Annotated in this window: 14 protein-coding genes and 3 pseudogenes; 8 read left to right on the top strand and 9 right to left on the bottom strand. The window is 67.6% G+C overall.

The genetic code is table 11. From position 1 onward, the window contains the following. A pseudogene (locus ACFVXK_RS29040) lies at positions 1–484 on the bottom strand (hypothetical protein); the annotation flags it as partial. A 931-nt stretch (positions 485–1,415) separates the two neighbouring features. Between ACFVXK_RS29040 and ACFVXK_RS29035 the strand changes: the two are divergent. Next, the gene (locus tag ACFVXK_RS29035; RefSeq protein WP_389617067.1) at positions 1,416–1,949 is read left to right on the top strand and encodes a helix-turn-helix domain-containing protein; all 534 of its coding nucleotides are present in this window, start codon (positions 1,416–1,418) and stop codon (positions 1,947–1,949) included. Positions 1,950–1,956: 7 nt separating this feature from the next. Further along, a complete protein-coding gene (locus tag ACFVXK_RS29030; RefSeq protein WP_389617064.1) occupies positions 1,957–2,202 on the top strand; it encodes a hypothetical protein in 246 nt (81 codons plus the stop codon). A 33-nt stretch (positions 2,203–2,235) separates the two neighbouring features. Here ACFVXK_RS29030 and ACFVXK_RS29025 read toward each other — a convergent pair whose 3' ends face one another. From ACFVXK_RS29025 to ltrA, 3 genes are all read right to left on the bottom strand, one after another. Then, positions 2,236–2,370 carry a hypothetical protein gene (locus ACFVXK_RS29025; RefSeq protein WP_389617061.1) on the bottom strand — a complete coding sequence of 45 codons (135 nt, stop codon included), beginning with the start codon at positions 2,368–2,370 and terminating at the stop codon, positions 2,236–2,238. Between the two features lie 46 nt (positions 2,371–2,416). Further along, the gene (locus ACFVXK_RS29020) at positions 2,417–3,052 is read right to left on the bottom strand and encodes a hypothetical protein (protein ID WP_389617058.1); all 636 of its coding nucleotides are present in this window, start codon (positions 3,050–3,052) and stop codon (positions 2,417–2,419) included. A 357-nt stretch (positions 3,053–3,409) separates the two neighbouring features. Then, positions 3,410–5,170, bottom strand: a complete 1,761-nt coding sequence (gene ltrA, locus ACFVXK_RS29015; RefSeq protein ID WP_389617055.1) for a group II intron reverse transcriptase/maturase — start codon at positions 5,168–5,170, stop codon at positions 3,410–3,412. Positions 5,171–6,290: 1,120 nt separating this feature from the next. Between ltrA and ACFVXK_RS29010 the strand changes: the two genes are divergently transcribed. Next, positions 6,291–7,082 (top strand): hypothetical protein, encoded by a 792-nt coding sequence (locus tag ACFVXK_RS29010; protein ID WP_389617052.1) that lies wholly within the window; start codon positions 6,291–6,293, stop codon positions 7,080–7,082. Positions 7,083–7,397: 315 nt separating this feature from the next. Here ACFVXK_RS29010 and ACFVXK_RS29005 read toward each other — a convergent pair whose 3' ends face one another. Further along, positions 7,398–7,949, bottom strand: coding sequence for a DUF4232 domain-containing protein (locus ACFVXK_RS29005; RefSeq protein ID WP_389617049.1), 552 nt, complete (start codon positions 7,947–7,949; stop codon positions 7,398–7,400). A gap of 464 nt (positions 7,950–8,413) precedes the next feature. Here ACFVXK_RS29005 and ACFVXK_RS29000 point away from each other — a divergent pair, with 464 nt between their 5' ends. After that, on the top strand, positions 8,414–9,382 hold the full coding sequence (locus ACFVXK_RS29000; protein WP_389617046.1) for a hypothetical protein: 969 nt from the start codon (positions 8,414–8,416) through the stop codon (positions 9,380–9,382). Between the two features lie 386 nt (positions 9,383–9,768). On the opposite strand, the pseudogene ACFVXK_RS28995 reads toward ACFVXK_RS29000, so the two are convergent. Both ACFVXK_RS28995 and ACFVXK_RS28990 read right to left on the bottom strand, forming a co-directional pair. Then, positions 9,769–11,212 (bottom strand): annotated as a pseudogene (locus ACFVXK_RS28995) (IS1380 family transposase). A gap of 152 nt (positions 11,213–11,364) precedes the next feature. Beyond that, positions 11,365–11,634, bottom strand: coding sequence for a hypothetical protein (locus ACFVXK_RS28990; protein ID WP_389617043.1), 270 nt, complete (start codon positions 11,632–11,634; stop codon positions 11,365–11,367). A gap of 692 nt (positions 11,635–12,326) precedes the next feature. On the opposite strand from ACFVXK_RS28990, the gene ACFVXK_RS28985 reads away from it, so the two are divergent. From ACFVXK_RS28985 to ACFVXK_RS28975, 3 genes are all read left to right on the top strand, one after another. Further along, positions 12,327–12,566 (top strand): hypothetical protein, encoded by a 240-nt coding sequence (locus tag ACFVXK_RS28985; protein ID WP_389617041.1) that lies wholly within the window; start codon positions 12,327–12,329, stop codon positions 12,564–12,566. 667 nt (positions 12,567–13,233) lie between these two features. Next, a complete protein-coding gene (locus ACFVXK_RS28980) occupies positions 13,234–13,749 on the top strand; it encodes a hypothetical protein (RefSeq protein WP_389617038.1) in 516 nt (171 codons plus the stop codon). Positions 13,750–14,309: 560 nt separating this feature from the next. After that, positions 14,310–14,978: a hypothetical protein gene (locus ACFVXK_RS28975; protein ID WP_389617035.1), complete on the top strand. Its 669-nt coding sequence runs from the start codon at positions 14,310–14,312 to the stop codon at positions 14,976–14,978. 170 nt (positions 14,979–15,148) lie between these two features. Here ACFVXK_RS28975 and ACFVXK_RS28970 read toward each other — a convergent pair. Both ACFVXK_RS28970 and ACFVXK_RS28965 read right to left on the bottom strand, forming a co-directional pair. After that, a pseudogene (locus ACFVXK_RS28970) lies at positions 15,149–15,322 on the bottom strand (IS5/IS1182 family transposase); the annotation flags it as partial. Positions 15,323–16,122: 800 nt separating this feature from the next. After that, positions 16,123–16,662 (bottom strand): Uma2 family endonuclease, encoded by a 540-nt coding sequence (locus ACFVXK_RS28965; RefSeq protein WP_389617032.1) that lies wholly within the window; start codon positions 16,660–16,662, stop codon positions 16,123–16,125. A gap of 442 nt (positions 16,663–17,104) precedes the next feature. Between ACFVXK_RS28965 and ACFVXK_RS28960 the strand changes: the two genes are divergently transcribed. Continuing rightward, complete coding sequence (locus ACFVXK_RS28960; protein WP_389617028.1) at positions 17,105–17,380, top strand: hypothetical protein; 276 nt, start codon at positions 17,105–17,107, stop codon at positions 17,378–17,380. Positions 17,381–17,495: the final 115 nt, after the last annotated feature.

Here is a 17,495-nt window from a genome sequence, read left to right as displayed (position 1 = left end):
GGGAGCCGTGTCCGCCGCCCCCGCCGCCGGCGGCGACGATGAGGCGGGGGTCGGTGCCGGGAACGCCGGTCAGGGCACAGTTCGCGCGCGCCGAGCTGCAGGTGCGGACGTCACTGGCACCGCCGCCGCTGCCGCCGGGGCGCTGACCGGTGACGGCTCCGCCGCCGGTGTCGACGTTGACGTAGTAGGTGGTGCCGGGCACCACGGTGAGGGTAGCGGTGACGGTGGCGCCGCTCCCGCCCGCTCCGCCCTCGATGGCGGACCGTCCCGGCTCACCTGTGGCGGTGACGGTCAGTTGGGTGACGCCGGCCGGTACGACGAACCGCTGGTTGGCGCCGGCGGTGAAGGTCTCGGTCACGGGCGCCGCTGCGGCGGGCACCGCGGGCACCACCAGGACCGCGGGCAGCGCCGCGGTGGCGACCAGGAGCGCGGCCCGTCGGGCTGTGCGCCGAGAGCGGTTGGACTGCTGTGGGGTCAAAGTCACGATGGGGACTCCTGGACAGGGCCGTGCCCCCCCGGGACGCGCGGACGTAGGCAGATGGTCCGGCCCCTGCACGGGACCGTCCGCCGCGGACCGTCCAGGCCGCAGCGGTCAGGCGTCATGCTCTCCCTCAGTCTCCCCGCTTCCCGCTCCCCCCGCCTCCTGACGTCCCGCCCGTCCCGGCGCGTGCAGCCCTCCAGCCCGGGATACAGATCGTTCCCGGCAACATCCTCTACCCGCGCGGACAGGTGGACGGGTTCCTCCCCGCCGGCAGCCAGGTCCGCTGACTCCCGGCGCAGAGGCAGCGATGCCCTTCCCGTCCCCTCCAACGGAAGGGAACCCTCTCGTGTCCCGTCCCACCACATGGCTTCCCCACCACGAGTACATCCAGCAGGCCCCCAGACAATCGTCTACGCCGCAGTGGGGAGGTGGCGGCGGCGATGGTGGACGCGGCGGGCATCGCCCCGGCGGGTGATGAACAAGCTTGCCGAGGAGCCGCGGTGCGCCATGCCCCCGACCACATCCGCATCGTTGCGACCCTCGCCTGCGCGGATGGCCGCCAGCCCCGGCTGCGCCGCGACATCCTCGCCATGCGCGCCGCCGCCCGCACCTTCGACACCCGCTGGGCCCTGACGCCGATGTCACCGCAGGACCGCACCGCGTTGCGCCGGCCGTCGACGGGAGAGCTGGCGAAAGCTGGCCGGCGCGGCCTGCTGGAGACCGCCCGCGAGTCCCTCCAGCGCTCGGTGCGGACCGCGGCCGTGCTCGCGGAGAGCGACACCGACTTCCTGGAACGGCTGCGGGACGTTCCGCCTCCTGGCCGGCGCCGCAGGGATCGGTGTGGTGATCGTCTTCACGCTCACCGCAGGCGGACGTGGTGTCGTGGCCGCGGCCGCCCGGGCGGTCTTGCAGAGCGGCCGGTAAGGGGGCCGCGGTGGGACGTCCTGAACTTCCCGTGGATTCCTCAAGCCCCGACCGCGGCCTGCTGGCCTCCCGACTTCGGCAGCTGCGCCAGAGCGCTCGGCTGACGTACGACGAGCTCGCGGTGAAAACGTCGCTGTCGCCGGCGACGCTCAAGCGTGCCGCCTCCGGCCGCAGTGTTCCGTCGTGGGACACGGTGGAGGCCTTCGCCGGTGCCTGCGGCGGTGACCTGGACGCAGTCCGGGCGCTGTGGGAGAACGCCCGGATCACCAGGCGAGGGCGGCTGCGCGAGCTGCGCCGGCCCGGATCACCTGAGCTGATCACCACCCGCGGGGCCCTGAGCGAGGCGCTGGAGTACTTCTACGAGCGGGCGGGCGCCCCCTCGCTGCGTCGGCTTCAGGAGCTCGCGGGGGGGCCGGCACCTGCTGCCGGTCAGTTCCGCTGCGCGGATCGTGGGGCGACAGGCGCTTCCGGCCAGCCGTCAGCAGTGTGCCGCCTTTCTGGCCGCGTGCGGGATGACCGGCAGTCGGCTGGAGCGGTGGGCTGATGCCTTCGTGCGGATCACCTCCAGCCGGGAAGCGGTCCACGAGCCGGAGGATGATGTCAGGGCTGCGTGGGTGGTGGCGGCGGACCGTACCCGGTTCACCGATGGTCTTGAGGCGTTGACGTCCCAAGCGGAGGGCAGCGGCCGCAACCTGAACTTCGTTCCCCGATCGAAACTGGTGCAGATGTACGGCGCCCGTTTTCAGGGCCGGTCCCGGACCCTGGTCATGGAGTGGCAGCCCCCGCGGGCCGGTTGACGCTCAGTGGGCGGCGGGCTGCGGGGTGGCCGGTCACTCCTTGCCGGTGGCCGGGGTCCAGACGGCGGGGCCGCCGCGGCGCCACTCGATGAGCAGTTCGTCGGCCAGGTTGACGTCGTCGAGGTCGAGGCCGGCCTGGCGGAGGAACTCGACAGCATGCTCGCTCACACCGGTTGAGGCTGGCGCGATAGTTGGCGCTTGAGCCCATGCGTCGTCAACCAGCAACAACGTCGCGGCGCCACTCTTCCGCTGCTTCGTCCCAGTAGATCGTCACGGTGCCACCGTTCCTGTCCGGAGCGGCCAGGGCTTCGAGGTCGAGTGTTGCCAGAGCGGCGAGTGCCGAGTCGGGTAGACGCGGCGGCACATTAAAGCGCAGGCCAGCGGCGGTCTCTTCCAGGAATAGCTTCGTGCGACCGTGATGAATTTCGGGCGCAGAACCCGCGCTGCGGCCGATCATGCGACGCGTGGTTGCGCGTGCGACTTCGAACGACCGGTGGCCTGCCTGCGTGGCGATCGCCTGAAGGAAGGGCAGGATCGCAGCCGTCACGGTCGCTCCTGAGACCGCAGCCAAGGCGGTCATCATCCCTGCATTTCCGGCACTCGAAAACATGACCACGCCGAACACGCCGTGTGCGGTGAGCTCGCGCCACACCGGGTCCGTCTCCGAGGCCATCAGATGCCCCCTGAGTTCCTCCAGGAGGAGAGAGCTCTCAGTTGACCGGGGCTCGCCGGCTGCCTTCGCCCTGTCCAGCCACTTCCGCACGTCATCAGGGCTCGGCGAGCCCGTCAGCCACTCGGTACAGATCGCCAGTACATCCCCCTGCTCAGCCTGAACCTTCTGGCTACTCATCGAGAGTCCCTCCCCACTCCGGCACTGACGTCCCATCCTGCCCAACTTCCGGCCCGCCCTCGCCCCCTTCGCTGGCCTGCGCCCTCCGCGATGGCCGCGGTGGCGGTGCCGTGCGAATTGGATTCCTGGGACGACAAGGGCAAGCAGGGCGGAGACCGGCCACGATCCGACACCTGGCCCCACGCAGCGGAACTGAGCGTTCAATTTGCCGCTTGCCGCCAGATAGCGCGCTCGGTCACACACATGTGGTCGGGTAGCCGGATCACGTTGCCGTGACCCGGCCCCCTCAGAACCGGACGTGCACCTTTCAGCGCATCCGGCTCAAGCAAGCCGCGAGGGCTTCGCAGGTCAGCAGGGTCATGTGGCCCGTCTGCCGTCGGCAGCGTGATGCTGGCGGTGGCATTCGGAGTGCACGAGGCGAAGGTTGTTCCGCTCGTCCGTGCCGCCGTCTCGCCGGTAGGTGAAGTGATGCTTGTGGAGCATCTTCTTCGAGGCCGCGAACCAGTTGATCCACTCGCGTGGACTGTCCGGTTCGTACTCGGCTCCGACGATCAGCGCCTGTCTGCAGAGAGGACAGAGCCCCTGCTGCCGGACCGCCAGCACAAGACTCGTCTTGTCCATCGGCGGCGGCGCTTTCCTGCGACGGCGGTCCCGCCAGTACTCGACCAGAGCGGGGTCGTCCGGAGACGCCGAGCCCTTGACCGGGTAGTGGCGGACGATGCCGGTCCAGGCGAACTTGATGAGGAAGGCCCCGCTCTCACGGTCGCCGAACACCCACCGGTCACGCCGGGACGGGTGGAACCTGCCGAAGTACCGGTCCACGACCCAGTACCTCGACTTGTTGCGGTGACGACGGCTGGCCCATTTGAAGGTCAGCCGCCACATGTAGTGATCCAGCGACGAGAACGTCGTCGTGGACGCCACCGCCCGGTAGTAAGCCGCCCAACCGCGAACAATCGGGATCAGCCTGCGCAGTACAGCCTCGGCATTCGCCCCATGCAGGGCTCGAACCTCGGTCCGCAGTCGCGCCCGGAGCCTCTTGCAGGCTGCGGTGCTCGGTTTGATGATCAGCTTTCCGCCCGTGCGGCGGACAGTGAAGCCGAGGAAGTCGAACCCCTCATCGAGGTGAACGACCTTGGTCTTCTCCTCATTGAAGCGAAGACCTCTCGGCGCCAGCCAGTCCTCCAGCCGGACCCTGACCTGGTGCACCTGTTCCTCATCGTGGCAGAGCACGACGAAGTCGTCGGCATACCTCACCAGCACTGGGGTGCCCGGCATCGCGCCGGGCTCGCGCCCGGCTCGAACCGTGTATTGGCACCCTGCGGCCTGTTCCAGTCCGTGCAGAGCAACGTTCAGCAGTAGCGGGCTGATCACACCGCCTTGAGGAGTTCCCTCCTCGGTCGGTGCGAACCGGCCGCGGTCGATCACGCCCGCCTTCAGCCATCCCGCGATCAGGTCCCTGGCGGGGAACTGGCCGAGCATGGTCATGAGGTGGTTGTGGTCGATGCGGTCGAATGCCGCCGACAGGTCCGCGTCCAGGACCCATAGACGTTTCGGGTTCTTGCCCTTCACCGTCCAGAAGATCGAGGTAATCGCGTCCTGGCAGCTGCGGCCGGGCCGGAAGCCATAGGACTTCGGCTCGAACCGTGCTTCCCACTCGGGCTCCAGCGCGTTCTTCACGCGGGCCTGGAGGACCCGGTCACGGATGACCGGGATGCCGAGTGGTCGTTGTTTCCCGTTGCTCTTCGGGATGAACACTCGCTTGACCGGCCTGGCCTTCCAGGGCTTCGACGACCGGTGGATATCGGTCGCCAGCGTGCCTCGCGCCTTGGGCGTGAGGGCCCGTTCCCCGTCGGTGCCAGCGGTCATGCGACCACTGCTCTGCTGCGTTACCCGCTTCACGCTGATCAGCGTGTTGCTGCGGCTCCGCAGCATGAGCTTCTGCAAGTTGCGGACCTTCTTGAGGTCCTCGTCCTGCGTCGCCTTGAAGATCCTCTGCCTCAGCCGCCGTACATTTTCCTCGCAGGTGGCCCAGTCGATGCCGTGCCAGTTGAGTAAGTCGTCCTCGGGTCCGTTCACCGCAGGCGAGGGCGCCACGACAGGTGCCGTGATCTCCATGCTCGCCTCCGGTGTCTAACTTGTCCCTCGGTTCCGGCTTCCTTGCAGGGGTGACTTCAAAGGCTCACCCGATCCACGTCGGCGCCCTTCCGGGCCGGACCACCGGGGCCCGTATCCGGCGAGTTATGCGAGAGCGGGTGAAGGTCCCGATCTCCCGGTTTCCTCTGGCCTTTCGGCCCGCCGGCCTTCGCTTCTTGGATCTTCCTTCTCCCGCCGGGGACTTCAGCCTTCCTTGCGGTTGGCCTACCAAGCCTGGGCTTGGACCCCGTCGGGGTTTCCACGTTCCGCACCAGTAAGACGCGGCTGGGGTGGGCGCCCCCTCTACCCCGAGACCAGCGGTGTCCTCCCTCCGGGCTCAGTTGCCCGAAGGTCGCTTGGTGCCTTCCAGCACCGGGTCCTGTGACCGCCGCCAGCACGCCATCGACGCGGTCTTATAGTCACGGGGCATCATCGAGGGTTCACTTTCGTTCGCCCGTCCAGCCTTCCCCTCACCTGTTGCACCCCGATGGCCGGGACGCCCTTGGGCTTGAACGCTCCGCTTCACACCCCGCCGTTACCAGCGACGCATGGGAGCGCGGGGACGGGCCTTGGACACTGGCCCGAAGTTCAGCCGATCGATACCTCCTTCACGTGGCTGGACTTACTTACCTGGAGCGACTTCGTGTCGCACACTGAGCGCGATAGTTGGCCTTGTGCACGCTGGCCCCTGTGCGTGCCAGGTGGCCCGCGGGCATGCGGCGCGGGCGCGCTGCGCTGGGGTTTCTGTGTTGGCGATGGTCGCGGCATGCCGGCCCCTGGCTGCCGGGAGGCTTCGCGTGGTCCGGATCGCCCATGATCGAACCTCTGTGCATTCGGTGGCGGTGGGATGGGACGGTGTGGTGTGGGGGACTGGCGGACCGATCCGACGTTCGCGATGTGCGGGGCTCTGGTAGCCGGGGTGGATCTGGCCTCGTTCGCGGGAGGCCCGTTCGACATCCGGGCTGTGGTGGCGGCCATCGAGCCCGGGAGCTTTGCTGGGGCCGTCCTTGACGCCCTTCCCTGGGGGAACTTCCCTGACGGGGGGAGGGTCCGGGAGGCTGTGCGCCTGCTGCGTGCTGGAGACGGGTGCGCACGTAATGCGATGCGCGTGCTGCTTGGCATGTGCGCCGACGACAGCCGGGCCGCTGTCGCTCTTGCCGTACCGGTCCTGATCGGGATCGCCGCCGACCCCCACCACCCACACCGCGCCGCCGCCCTCGGCGGTCTCGCCGCCCCGGCCCGCGCCCGTTACTTCGGTGTCGCCTCCCGCGACGAACTCCTTCTCCACCGCTCCGGCTCCCAGCACGAGGCCCTCGACGACTACGACGACTACGGCGTCGAGGTGACCGGCTACCCGGCAGGCTGGTCGGTGGCCGCCGCCCGGGCCGCGATCACCGCGGGGACCTCCTTGCTCCTGCCTCTCCTCGAAGACTCCGACCCCGCCATGCGCATTGAGGCCTCCTACGCTCTCGCCACCGCGGCCGACGCCGGCCATACGGTCCGAGACACGTTCGCCACCCGGTTCGCCGAGGAGCAGAACCCCATGGTCCTGGCCGCATTGGTCCTCGCCACCGCAGAGACAACACGTGCCCACCCGCACCGGCCGGCCACCGCGTGGATCCGCGACCTGTGGCAGGACCCGGCACAGACCCCCGAAGTCCGCCTCGCCGCCGCGATCGGCTGGCTCTGCCTCACCGACGATCCCGCCCCCGACACCCTGCACACGGCTGTCGACGTCCTGGCCACCAAAGAACGCGCCCGCACCATGGACGCCCTGCCCTGGATGGCCGCCGTTGGCGGCAACGAGCCGGGGCTCCTGCGCTGCGTCCGTCGCATGCTTCACCCGGATGAGCCCGACCCGTACAGCGACGACCCCTGGGCCTCCCAGCCCTGATCGGTGAGTGGCCGACGCCTCGTCGCCCGCACGTCTGCTCGCGTTCTGCGCATCGAAGTTGTCCGTCTGGGCCAGCTACCGCGTTCAGTCACACCAGATGGGCGAGTGTCCCGTGCCGCTGGATCTTGACCGTTCGCCATCGGACTTTGACGGACGCGAGTTTGCGTCATCGGAATTTGATCACCGCAGGTCAGCGACTCAGTGCACCGAAGGTGCGCCGAGTCGCTGACCTGTCCTCATGTGCAGTTCCTCGTAGACGTGTAGGTCAGAGCCTTGCGATCGTCATGCAGGCGCTCGATTTGTGGGGACGGGGGGTCAGGAAGGCTCGACCGCCGAGACCGGGGTGGCGGTCACCTTGTTGTCGCACTGGGCCCACCACCCGTCCTTCAGGGCGACCTGGTGCTTCCCGGAGTTCGGCAGCCCGATGACCATCGTCGGATACGCCGCCGGGGTATTGCCCGAGACGCAGTAGCCGTCGCCTTCCCCCTGGACCTGGACGAAGGTCAGCTTCACCCATGCCTTGCCCTGCGGCCGGACCGTCACGGCGGCGGCCTTGCCGGTGGGGGTGACCTTGAGTGGGGTGTTGCCGGCGCCCGTGACCGTCGGATAGCCCTTCAGGACGCACGTCGTCTGGGAGACGTTGGTGAACTGCACGACCGCCGCCCCGGTCCCGGTCCCCACGGGCCGGTCGGCGGCCTGCCAGGCGCTGACCTGGAGGGCGGAGGCCGGGCAGGCGGACGGCGGGGTGGAGGTGGTGGTGCTCGCTGCCATGGCGGTGCCGGGCAGGATGCCGGTTACTGCCGCCGCGACGGCCGTGACCGCGGTCGTGGCCAGAGCCGCCCTGCGAATGCCGTTGCTGTGACGCATGCTGTCGTCCCCCTGAGTCGTCTCGTCCGCGGGTTTCGGTCGTCGGTTGTTGCCCCGCGGTACGCGTGGTACGTGAGTGAAGATATGGGCGGGAGAGCTGCAGGGTTCCGTGCGGCGACTACCTGTGACGGAACGGTCAAACTGCGATGGCAAGCGGTCAAGATCCAGTGGCACGGGACAGCTGGGCCCGAGAGCGCCTCCGACGGGCCCGTGGCTTCCGTCGGATGGATGATGCCAGGGGCCTTCGCTGGGCCGCCCCGAGCCGTCCTGTCCGATCCTGGAATACGAAAGGTGACCGAAGGGATGCCCCCAGGGATGGTCCTCAGGCCCCCAGTAGAGCCCATGCCGGCGCAGGCCGCCGAGTCGCTGCCCGGCCCGGCTGCCGTGCGGGCCGGGGTGGCGTACGAGCAGAAGCTGGACGGGCACCGGGCGCTGCTGTTCACCCGGCCGGCCCGGGCGGCGCGGTGGTGGTGCAGACCCGGCGCGGGGCGCTGGTCCAGGACCGGTGGTCGGACCTGGTGGCGGCTGCGGCCGAGCAGCTGCCGCCCGGCCTGGTCCTGGATGGCGAGCTGGTCGTCTGGGACGCCGAGGAATGCCGGTTGTCGTTTCCGGCCTTGCAGCGACGGGCCGCCGCCCGCGCCCGCGGTGCTGCCGGGCTGGCCGTCCGGTGGCCGGCCTACTTCGTTGTGTTCGACGTCTTGCAGCTGGACGGTGAGGAGCTGCTGCGGTGGCCGTACAGGGACCGCAGGACTGCATTGGAGAAGTTGTTCACCGACTACGCCCTGACGGCTCCGTGGACGCTCGTCCCGATGACGACGGACCTGGCCAAGGCCCGGGAGTGGCTGGAGACCTGGACCGACGTGTCCGGGGTCGAGGGCCTGTTGCAGCCAGGGTTTGGTATTGACCGGTTGACCACTACGCTGCCGGTCTGCAGCTCTACCTGTCACGAACGCCTCCGTCTCAGAGCTCAGAGTTCTGCGCAGATCACGCCGAATCCTGTAGCAACGCCTGCGCTCGATCTCTACAGTCACCGCATGGCCACCGAGGACGAGAACCCACGTCACCCCGACATCACTGCGATGCTCAAAGGCCAGACCAGTGCCTGCAAGGCAGCGCGCGACGCCATCGCCTGCGGCGGCGAGGTCATGCTCTACGACGGCCAAGCCCCGCACTGGATGGTCTTTGGCATCGCTGCGACAAGGCTGAGGAGGTCGTTGAAGATCGGCCTGACGACCCTCGGCCTTGACGAGACCGTTGAGATCCTCCGCACTCGGCACCGCGACGAGCAACTGCGTACCGGCAACATCGTTGCAGCAAACCGATCTTGGTTCTTCACCCTGTACTTCGACGCCACCGGGACCGAGCTGCTGGCGTGCAGCGGCGTTAAGAACGAGCGTCCCCCACGGAGGGGCGGTCAGAAGCTCCAGCTGTAGAGGCCGCCACCCGTATTCACCGCAGACGCTGCGAGGCGGGCAACGCCTTGCAGGACTGCCAGCAGGTCATCGTCGGTCATGTCGTCTCCGTCCTCGGATCGGAGGCGCGTGGTCCAGCGGCCTGCGAGTTCTTCGAGTTCGGTGGAGCTCGCGCTGGCCAGTGCTCGGGTCAGTCGCTTCGGCAGAGCGAACACCTCAACGCCATCGTTCAAGGGGGCGGTGACCCACTTCGGCCACGCCCACCCTAGCCTCGGCGTTTCAGTTGGGGTTGGTGGGCGGCTGAGAGAGGTTGTGCGGAGCTGTGTCGGCCCGTGGGCATGGTGAGGGCCCGACGCGGGGTCGGGTTCTCCAAGGTCCTTGAGTCGAGGGTGGGCGAGGACGGCGAGTCAGCTGGCGGGGCGGGGCAGTGCAGCCTCGAGTTCGTGGCGCCAGGGCCAGGTCGCCGATATCCGAAGACGGAGGCGTCGGCCGCCCCAGGTGATCCAGGCGGCGACGTGCAGGATCCGACAGCGGAGTTTCTTGGGTTCGGCAGCGGCGAGTTCGCCGTCCCGCAGCAGGACGCGGGTCCAGGCGAGGAGGTCGATCGCCGCGAGGCTGAGTTCGAGCCAGGCCGAGTTGATCGCGAAGTGGCGGGAGGGGAAGCGGCCGAAGCCTGTGGTCTTGCCGCACCGGATGTGGTCCTCGACGGTGGTGTGTCCGCGGTGGCGGACCTCCAGGAACTGGGCCGAGCCTCCGTTGGTGAACGGGGTGTCGGTGAGGAAGACCTGGTGCCGCAGGCCCTCGTCCTGATCGAACAGGGACAGCTGGGCTCCGGGGTGGGGTCGCTCGCGGCGGACGATGACGCGGGTGCCGGCCGGGTAGCCGGCGAGGTCGACCGTACCGGTCAGTTTGGCGACCTCGGCGGACTCGCGCAGCGTGCCGTCCTGGTCCAGGGCGGGGTGCCAGACCTGCGCGGGCAGGGCCGGGATCGCGCGGCGGACCGGCTCGGTGACCGGGTGTCCGACCGAGAAGAAGGTGCGGATTCCGCGCGTTCGCAGCCCTCGGACGTGGGTGAGGAAGGCTTTCGCGGATCCGGCGCTGTGGGTGCGGATCAGGATGTCGGTGCCGTGGCGGTGGGCGTCGGGAATCTGAGCGAGCGTGTCGTCGAGCACGGTGATGATCGGCGGCGGTGTTCGCCCCGGCGTTGCCGGGCCGCAGTCGTCCGGCCAGGGCTTCGTCGGTGTTGGCCAGGAAGCACAACAGCGGGTGGTAGCCGAAGCCGCCCTTGTAGGTCGGCGCGGCGTCCTGCTTCTCGGAGTGGCAGGTCACCAGGGTGGAGTCGAGGTCCAGCACCTGGCCCGGCACTTCGCGTCCGCCGGCCCGTGCTGCGGGTATCCCGGGACCCGTCTCGGGGGCCTGCAGCCAGGCGATCTCCCGGGCCTGGGCGCGAGCTGTTGGCAGCCGGGCGAGCACCTTGTCGTCGATCAGGGCGAGCAGCCGCCAGGCGGTGGCCGTGGAGGCCACCGGCCCGAACACCTCTGCCTGATCCCACAGCACCGCGAGATGCCTGATCGTCTCGCCGCCGTCGGCGATCATCACCGCCAGGTCCACGGCGATCCGGCCGGGGTCGTGTCCGGTCCCGCGCGGTCGCAGGGGTGGAGCACGGTCTCGTACGCGGACGTCAGCCCCGTCGCATCGGCGAGATCCGCGAGCAGCCGTGCGCCGGAATGCCCGACCACCCCGAACTGTCCGCCGTGACATGGGCCTTGGGGGACGCGAACCGATAGCCTTCACGTAGAAAGTGCCTTCCAACCGAGACAGCAGAGACCCTCGACAAGTCTCATCGTCCATGGTCAGGAGGCACTTTCACGTTCTCGGCACGGTGACCGCCCTCACTCCAAGTGAAAGCGCGAGGTTAGAGGGGGTGAGACCGAGACCCTTCCGGGTCAGGCCCGGCAGGGTCTTTGTTCGGTTGTACCCCGCGGGGAAGGGCACACGGCGGTCTATGTCGGCTCTGTGATGACGATAGTTCTCGACGCCTGTGACGGCGGTGCCGTGCAGTGCCAGACCGAGGTGGCTTCTTTCTTTGTTTTAAAGTCAGGCTGATTGATCCGGTCGTCGAGGTAGACGGCGTTGATGGAAATGTCAGCGTATTGAAGCAACCGCCTCACGAAGGGACCGAGATCCGCGGGGATCTCCTCCCCTTCGTCCAGCTCGATCTTGAAGCGATCGAACGTCAGAGTTTCGGTGCCGGTTTTGACAAGTCTTGCCATGACGCCTCCGTGATCGGACCTTTCCTTTCGCTCAGCTTGCCTGGCAGAGGCCAGACTGCAACTCGAGCCATCCGAGCCCGCGCGCACCTCACCTGTGGAGGCCATCTCTGGTGCAGTAGAGGGCCGCTCAGCATCGAGCCCGGTCCGAGGGCGGATCAGGAGTCGGTGTGCCAGCCGCCCATGTGGAACATGACGGAGGTGGGCGACACGGGGCCTTGCGTCAGTTGTTGACCCTGAGTGCCAGCAGTCAGCAGTCCTTCGGCGGCTTCCGCCATGGCAGAGGTCGGGTCCTTCCCATGGTCTATCGCCACCTTGCGCTGCTTGTCCGGCACTTCCAGAACAGCCGTGGTGGTGCGGACTCCTCGCCAGCTACTAGTGCCGACGGCCTGGGTGGTGTCGGTCTCCTTGACGCTCGTGTGGTGGGTGCGCAGGGTGGTGAGGGCGATGCGGTGCCGAGCGTCGGTGCCAGTCGCAACCTTGCCTGGTCGGCCCTGTGGGTGACGGCGTCATGGTCACGGCCTGCCTCCACGCCTGGGGCAGAGGAGCTCGGGCCAGATCGCGACCACCATCACCCAAACGGGCACGCCCGAGTGGCGCTGGACTGCGGCAGCGGGTTGCCTCGGGCGAGGGACGCCGCCAGCACACCGAGCCCGCCAGCGGCAGTTGCGTTGAAGCGATCACGAAGGAGTCTCATGTCTTCGGAGGACAGGCGCCAAGAATTCCGTGTCCAGATCGACGGCCTGGAGCTGTCCGACGAACTCGTCCAGCGGATCGACGACGCCGTGCGCAAGGCCGTTCTGAACGAGCTCGCATCGGTGGACTTGCTGCGGACCGGCACCAGTGTCGATCTGCTCAACGAGGGCTTCACCGCCGCCAAGATCGGTGGGGGAAGTACCCAGGGCATCCATGTGCGTCCGGCAGAGCACCAATGACCGACTCACAGAAGCCGGAGGGCGGTGCTCCGCGAGCGGCGCGAGCATGTCCGAGCTCCTCCTGCCATGAAGGTGCGGCCGTCATCGGAATCCTTGGCGAAGACGGCCGTCTCGGCTATCTTCGCCCTGCTGTACCCGTGGACGCAAGGTTCGCTGACACGGCCCGCCGTCTGGGCGATCCCGAGTCACGGTTCCGTTTCGCCGACATCTGCGTTCAGAACTCCTGTGAGCACTGGAGCAGCAAGCAGTGTGGACTTATCGGCCGACTGATGGACGCAGCGCATGAGAAGGGCATCGTCCCGGCAGCCGACCCACCCCGCTGCGCCATCCGGGCGGAATGCCGATGGTTCGCCCAGAAGGGCCGGGACGCGTGCGCGTTCTGCCCCGTCATCGTCTATCGACCCAACGGCCCTGCCCCACTTGGCGAGCGCACAACCGCCGGCGAGTAGGCGCGGTGCAACACGCCTGCGCGCAGCCGTGTGAATGCTTCTTTTCGCAGGCGACTGCCAGTTTGTGAGGCAGCCATGACAAGCGCTGCGGTGCGATCCAGGGGTCGCCTGTTCGGTGCACATCAGAAGTGTGATCGCCCGATCTGGCTCTTCAGTGGAATCACTTCAGGTCTCATTGCCGGGGAATATGAGATCCAACCAGTTAATGGAGGTGCGACATGAACAGCAGATCATTGGGGTGCTCACCCCAGGAATTCTTCGCAAGGCTGGCCGATGACAAGCTGGGTCTCCCGCTTTTTCTCACTGGGATGATCAAGCTGGTGGACGACGCGTCCGGCGGCCATGCTCTTTTCTCACTCGGCACCGACTGTGCCCACTGGCGGCGCATCCCGCTGGACATCATCGACAGCATCGAGTTCCTGCGATTCCTCCCCTGCGCTGGGCGCACTCAACCCGATGAGCCGAGCCTCCCCCTCGTGAGACTCATGCTCAAGGCGCCCGTCACCGAGGAGGCTGCGACGTACGCGTCGCTCACAGCGGACGTTCAGCGGGAAGCTCAACGGGTGATCAGTGCAGCGCAGCGAACCGCCCAGGCCCCGGGTGCGTCGCTTGACAAGGGCGGCGGAGGGGGAGGGGACGGCTGCGGCGCATGCATCCGATTCTGCGAAACCCAGGATCCGGATTACTTCTGGGAGTGCATCAAATACTGCATGCGGACGGTTTGCTCGGGATGACAACCCCGGTGTCCGTCAGCTTGGTCTCGTGACGCTGTGGTCAGCGGCTGAGGGCGAGGTTATGCATGTGGGCAACGGGCCTGAGCGTGGGCCGACCGCAGACGGTCCAGTACGTGCTCGTCGACGGCGGCCAGCAGCCACCAGGCAGTCGGCGTCGAGGCGACCGGGCCGAACACCTCGCCTTGGTCGCGCGGCAGGGCCAGATCCGCGATCGCTTTGGTGGAGTACGCGCTGGTCAGCCCGGTGGCATCGGCAAGATCATCCGGGGTCGGCGGCTGCGGCCGGGTGACCGGTGCCCCCTGCCCCCTGACTGGCCCCCGCCCCATCAGCCGTACCCCTTTGAAGCCTCCGGCTTCAATTGACCCGGCGCCTGGCGCGATGCTTGGGGTGCTGGACCGGGCGAGCCGTCGCAGGCTGGAGATGTAGCGACGAAGCTGTCGGGTGACCGTGTACCCGCGCAGGCCAGCCAGGCGGCCAGCGTGTCCGAGTTTGGCGGTCCCCCTCGACGCGCCGCCTCGGCTGCGTCGCGTCCGCGTGGACCGCAGGAGGAGTGAATCGTTGTGAGTCAATCCTTCCCGATACCCCTCGCGGCTAGTGATACGACTTCGATTATTCTGGCTCTATTTGTGCCCGTAGTTACGGGTGCTATCGGGGCAATCGGCTTGATGTTGAGGGACCGGCGAGAGAATCGCAATATTGACCTTCGACGCAAGCAGAAGCTGGAGCGCGCGCAACTGAAGATCCACGTGCTTACGGCCTGGGCGGACGCTTCGCAGAAAATCGGACCTTCGCGGCGTACTGGACGGTCCATCGAAGATCTCCTGGATGAATGCCTCGATGAGATCGAAGAGGCCGCACACATGCACATGATACAGCCAGAAGCGGGGATCTTGAGGCGGGTATTCCTGTTCATTCACCTGAAGGGAAGGAATGCCCATTTTTTCCGGACGTGCTATCTGGTGATGCCTCTTGTGGTCACCGTAGTGGCGGTGTACGCCATCCCCTCGTGGTCTTACACGCCTGCAATTGGCAGGATTGACGCTAAAGCCGTCGTTGTGACGGTGATGTTTTTTGTCGTTCTAATTGTTCTTTTTGGGGCCCTCCTCCGGCGTGCGGCTCTCAGAGCAGACGAACGGGCGCGGCATTTGCCCCCTCCGATGTGGCCATCTCCTGGTCCGGGTGCCGGGGGGCGTTTACCGAATGACACTCCGCCAGGCGTTGACGAATGAGGCAATCAACGTGGGTGGCACATACTCACGTCCGTCAAGGTTCGATGGCACGCGGTCAAGGTTCGCTGACACAGGACGCCCGCATAGTCCTTGGCACCGTGCTGCTGGAGAACCTGGCAGCGGCCCTGGATGACGTGACTGGGCCTGCTCCGAGTCCTGGCCGGTCGGCCGCCGGCGGCGATCTGCGTGAGCGTGTCGTGCCGGTGCAGGTAGACCAGGCCCACGAGGGCACGCTGATGGGGCGGCAGCTTGCAGCGGCGGTCACCCTCACGGGTGACGATGAGCATGGATATCCACTCGACCAGGGCATTCGGCAGGTCGGGTGCGGCAGGGCGGCGAACCAATGAGGCTCCTGTGTTGATGGGTTGAGATGTCGAACATCTCTCTCAACCGCACGGAGCCTCGTGCGTTGCGGAACCCTAGCCCGTCATCCGATCGGTGGCCACTCTGAAAGAGCTCACTGATGCCGGGGTGTGCTGCCCGCAGCGTACTGCGGGCAGCACACCCCGGTACAGCAGGCCAGGTCCTCTGCTCAGAAGGACATCCAGTGGCCGCCGAAGACCGCTTGAAGGGCAAATGCCACTCCACGTTCAACCAGTAAAAAAAGGGCGAAAATTAACAGAGAGACGAGTATGAACTGGCCGGCCGGATGCCTGAGGAAACGAATCCAGCCTAACCGCGGGATCTTCATGGACCCACTTTTACCCACCACGGCCGGGTACGTAAAGCAGAATCGGACGCCAGACGCCCTGCTGCCCGCAGACCGGAGCCGTAGCCGCCGGTTGCGGGCGCCGACCGTGTGGGTTGGGGCGGGGGCTCGGCCCAGGCAAGGACCTCGAACGCCACCAGGCCGGACTTCTTGCGGTGCTCACGCCCCAGCCTGGATTGCGGGCCGGCATCGAAGAAGTTGTTCACCTGTCGGAGACGCCTTGGCGCGCATGCCGGGGACGTCGCCGTTTCTGTGCACTCTGGGTTACGGGATGGGCTTCAGATGAGCGAGAACTCGACCTGATCAGGGGCGTCGGCGTGGCTGCGCGAATTGCCGCCGACCAAGTGGGCGATCTCGGCCCGCACGATGTTGTGGCCAGACATCTGCCGCGGGCGCCGAGCACGCCCTGTTCCCGGCGCGCCCAGGACAGCGCCGTCAGGCGTGCCGGCCCAGCGGGGGCCGGTTCTGCCCCGCGGCCTCTGGCTTCCTTGGCGCTGGACCGCGCGGCGCGGAGGGCGGCGGCGAGGCGGTGCCCGTGAGGTCCGGTAAGTGAGCGTGCCGTCGTGAGATCGGGGCAGGCGGCGGCCGGCCTCGCAATCGTTCGCTTGATGGCCGATTCAGTGGGAGCGGCCCTCTGATGGTTCGGCCTCGCCGGCTGGGCCGGGTCAACTTGAGCCGCCAGTAGTGCTCGATTCCTGCCTCCGCGTACAGCATGGGCTTGAACTTGCGGTCCATGGTCCTGTTTCCGGGCGAGACAAGTTCAGCGATCAACTGAACTCCTTCGGTGTCGATACTGACGCCATCCTCGGCGATCGCGCCCGCGTCGGCGACGACGATGTCCGGGACGCCAGCATGAGGGCCGCGGTCGCTCCAGCAGCAGTTGCAGTGGCGGGAGGTGCGACTGCAGACCTGTGGTCTCGACTTGGTCAGTTGATCGGTGCCTGACGGGTCCCCTCTGGGACCGCTGAGGCTCATCGTTCCTGCCCGACCGCCGGGTGGCGATCCGCAGCCATCGCGGTGGGCGATGAGCGAAGGCCGCCACCCGCACCCCCTCCACCTCTCCGACAGGGCGATCGGTCTGCGCCGCAGCGCGGTCGTGCCGGTGTCGGCTGGGGCCTGCGCGAGGTCGGCGTAGGTCTGCTGCCGGGGCCGTTGCAGGCTGATCAGATCCTCAGAGAAGCGGAACGGTCCTCTCACCCTCGCATGGAAACATGTGTGTGAATTCTTGCGCGAATGGCTCGCCGAACCCCTGCAGGCCTCGCCCTTACGGATGGCTGGCAACGCGTCTTCGTCGGGTCCCGTCGTCCCTGGAAGGAGGGGGCGTCGAGGGAAGCCCTGCGACGTTGAGACCGCCGGTGGGGCCGATGCTGGCGCAGGCCCGCCGAGGCGCTCCCAGGCCCGGCCGTGCTGCGGGCCGGTGCTGATCCAGAGCCGGCGCGGAGCCCTGGCCCAGGGCTGGTGGCCGGACCTGGTGGGGGCCGCTGAGGCGCAGCTGCCGCATGGCCTGGGGCTCGACGGCGAGCTGCTGGTCTGGGACGCGGAGGAGGGCCGGCTGTTGTTCGAGGCGCTGCAGCGCCGGGCCGCAGCCCGTGCCCGCGGAGCCGCGGGCCTGGCGACCCAGAACCAGCGGTCTCCTGAAAAGGGGGCCGTCGGTACTGGTCGATGTCGGCGCGGTGTGTTCAGTACGTTTTGAGGTCGATGGAGTTGGCTGCGTGCTGGATGGGTTCGAGGACCTTGGCCATCATGTGGTCTTTGCCGGGCAGGTGCTGGAGCAGGCGCAGCATCAGCATGGAGATCCGTACTTGTGC

It is taken from the genome of Streptomyces sp. NPDC058157 (genome assembly GCF_042884105.1).
Lineage (GTDB): Bacteria > Actinomycetota > Actinomycetes > Streptomycetales > Streptomycetaceae > Streptomyces.
Note: the sequence above shows the minus strand (reverse complement) of the source record. Positions and strands in the feature narration are given on the sequence as shown.

Coding starts and splice junctions, on each gene's coding strand:
- ACFVXK_RS29020 (WP_389617058.1), bottom strand. CDS start 3,052: ATGAGTAGCCAGAAGGTTCAGGCTGAGCAGGGGGATGTACTGGCGATC.
- ltrA (WP_389617055.1), bottom strand. CDS start 5,170: ATGGAGATCACGGCACCTGTCGTGGCGCCCTCGCCTGCGGTGAACGGA.
- ACFVXK_RS29010 (WP_389617052.1), top strand. CDS start 6,291: ATGCGCGTGCTGCTTGGCATGTGCGCCGACGACAGCCGGGCCGCTGTC.
- ACFVXK_RS29005 (WP_389617049.1), bottom strand. CDS start 7,949: ATGCGTCACAGCAACGGCATTCGCAGGGCGGCTCTGGCCACGACCGCG.
- ACFVXK_RS28990 (WP_389617043.1), bottom strand. CDS start 11,634: ATGGCAAGACTTGTCAAAACCGGCACCGAAACTCTGACGTTCGATCGC.
- ACFVXK_RS28985 (WP_389617041.1), top strand. CDS start 12,327: ATGTCTTCGGAGGACAGGCGCCAAGAATTCCGTGTCCAGATCGACGGC.
- ACFVXK_RS28980 (WP_389617038.1), top strand. CDS start 13,234: ATGAACAGCAGATCATTGGGGTGCTCACCCCAGGAATTCTTCGCAAGG.
- ACFVXK_RS28965 (WP_389617032.1), bottom strand. CDS start 16,662: ATGAGCCTCAGCGGTCCCAGAGGGGACCCGTCAGGCACCGATCAACTG.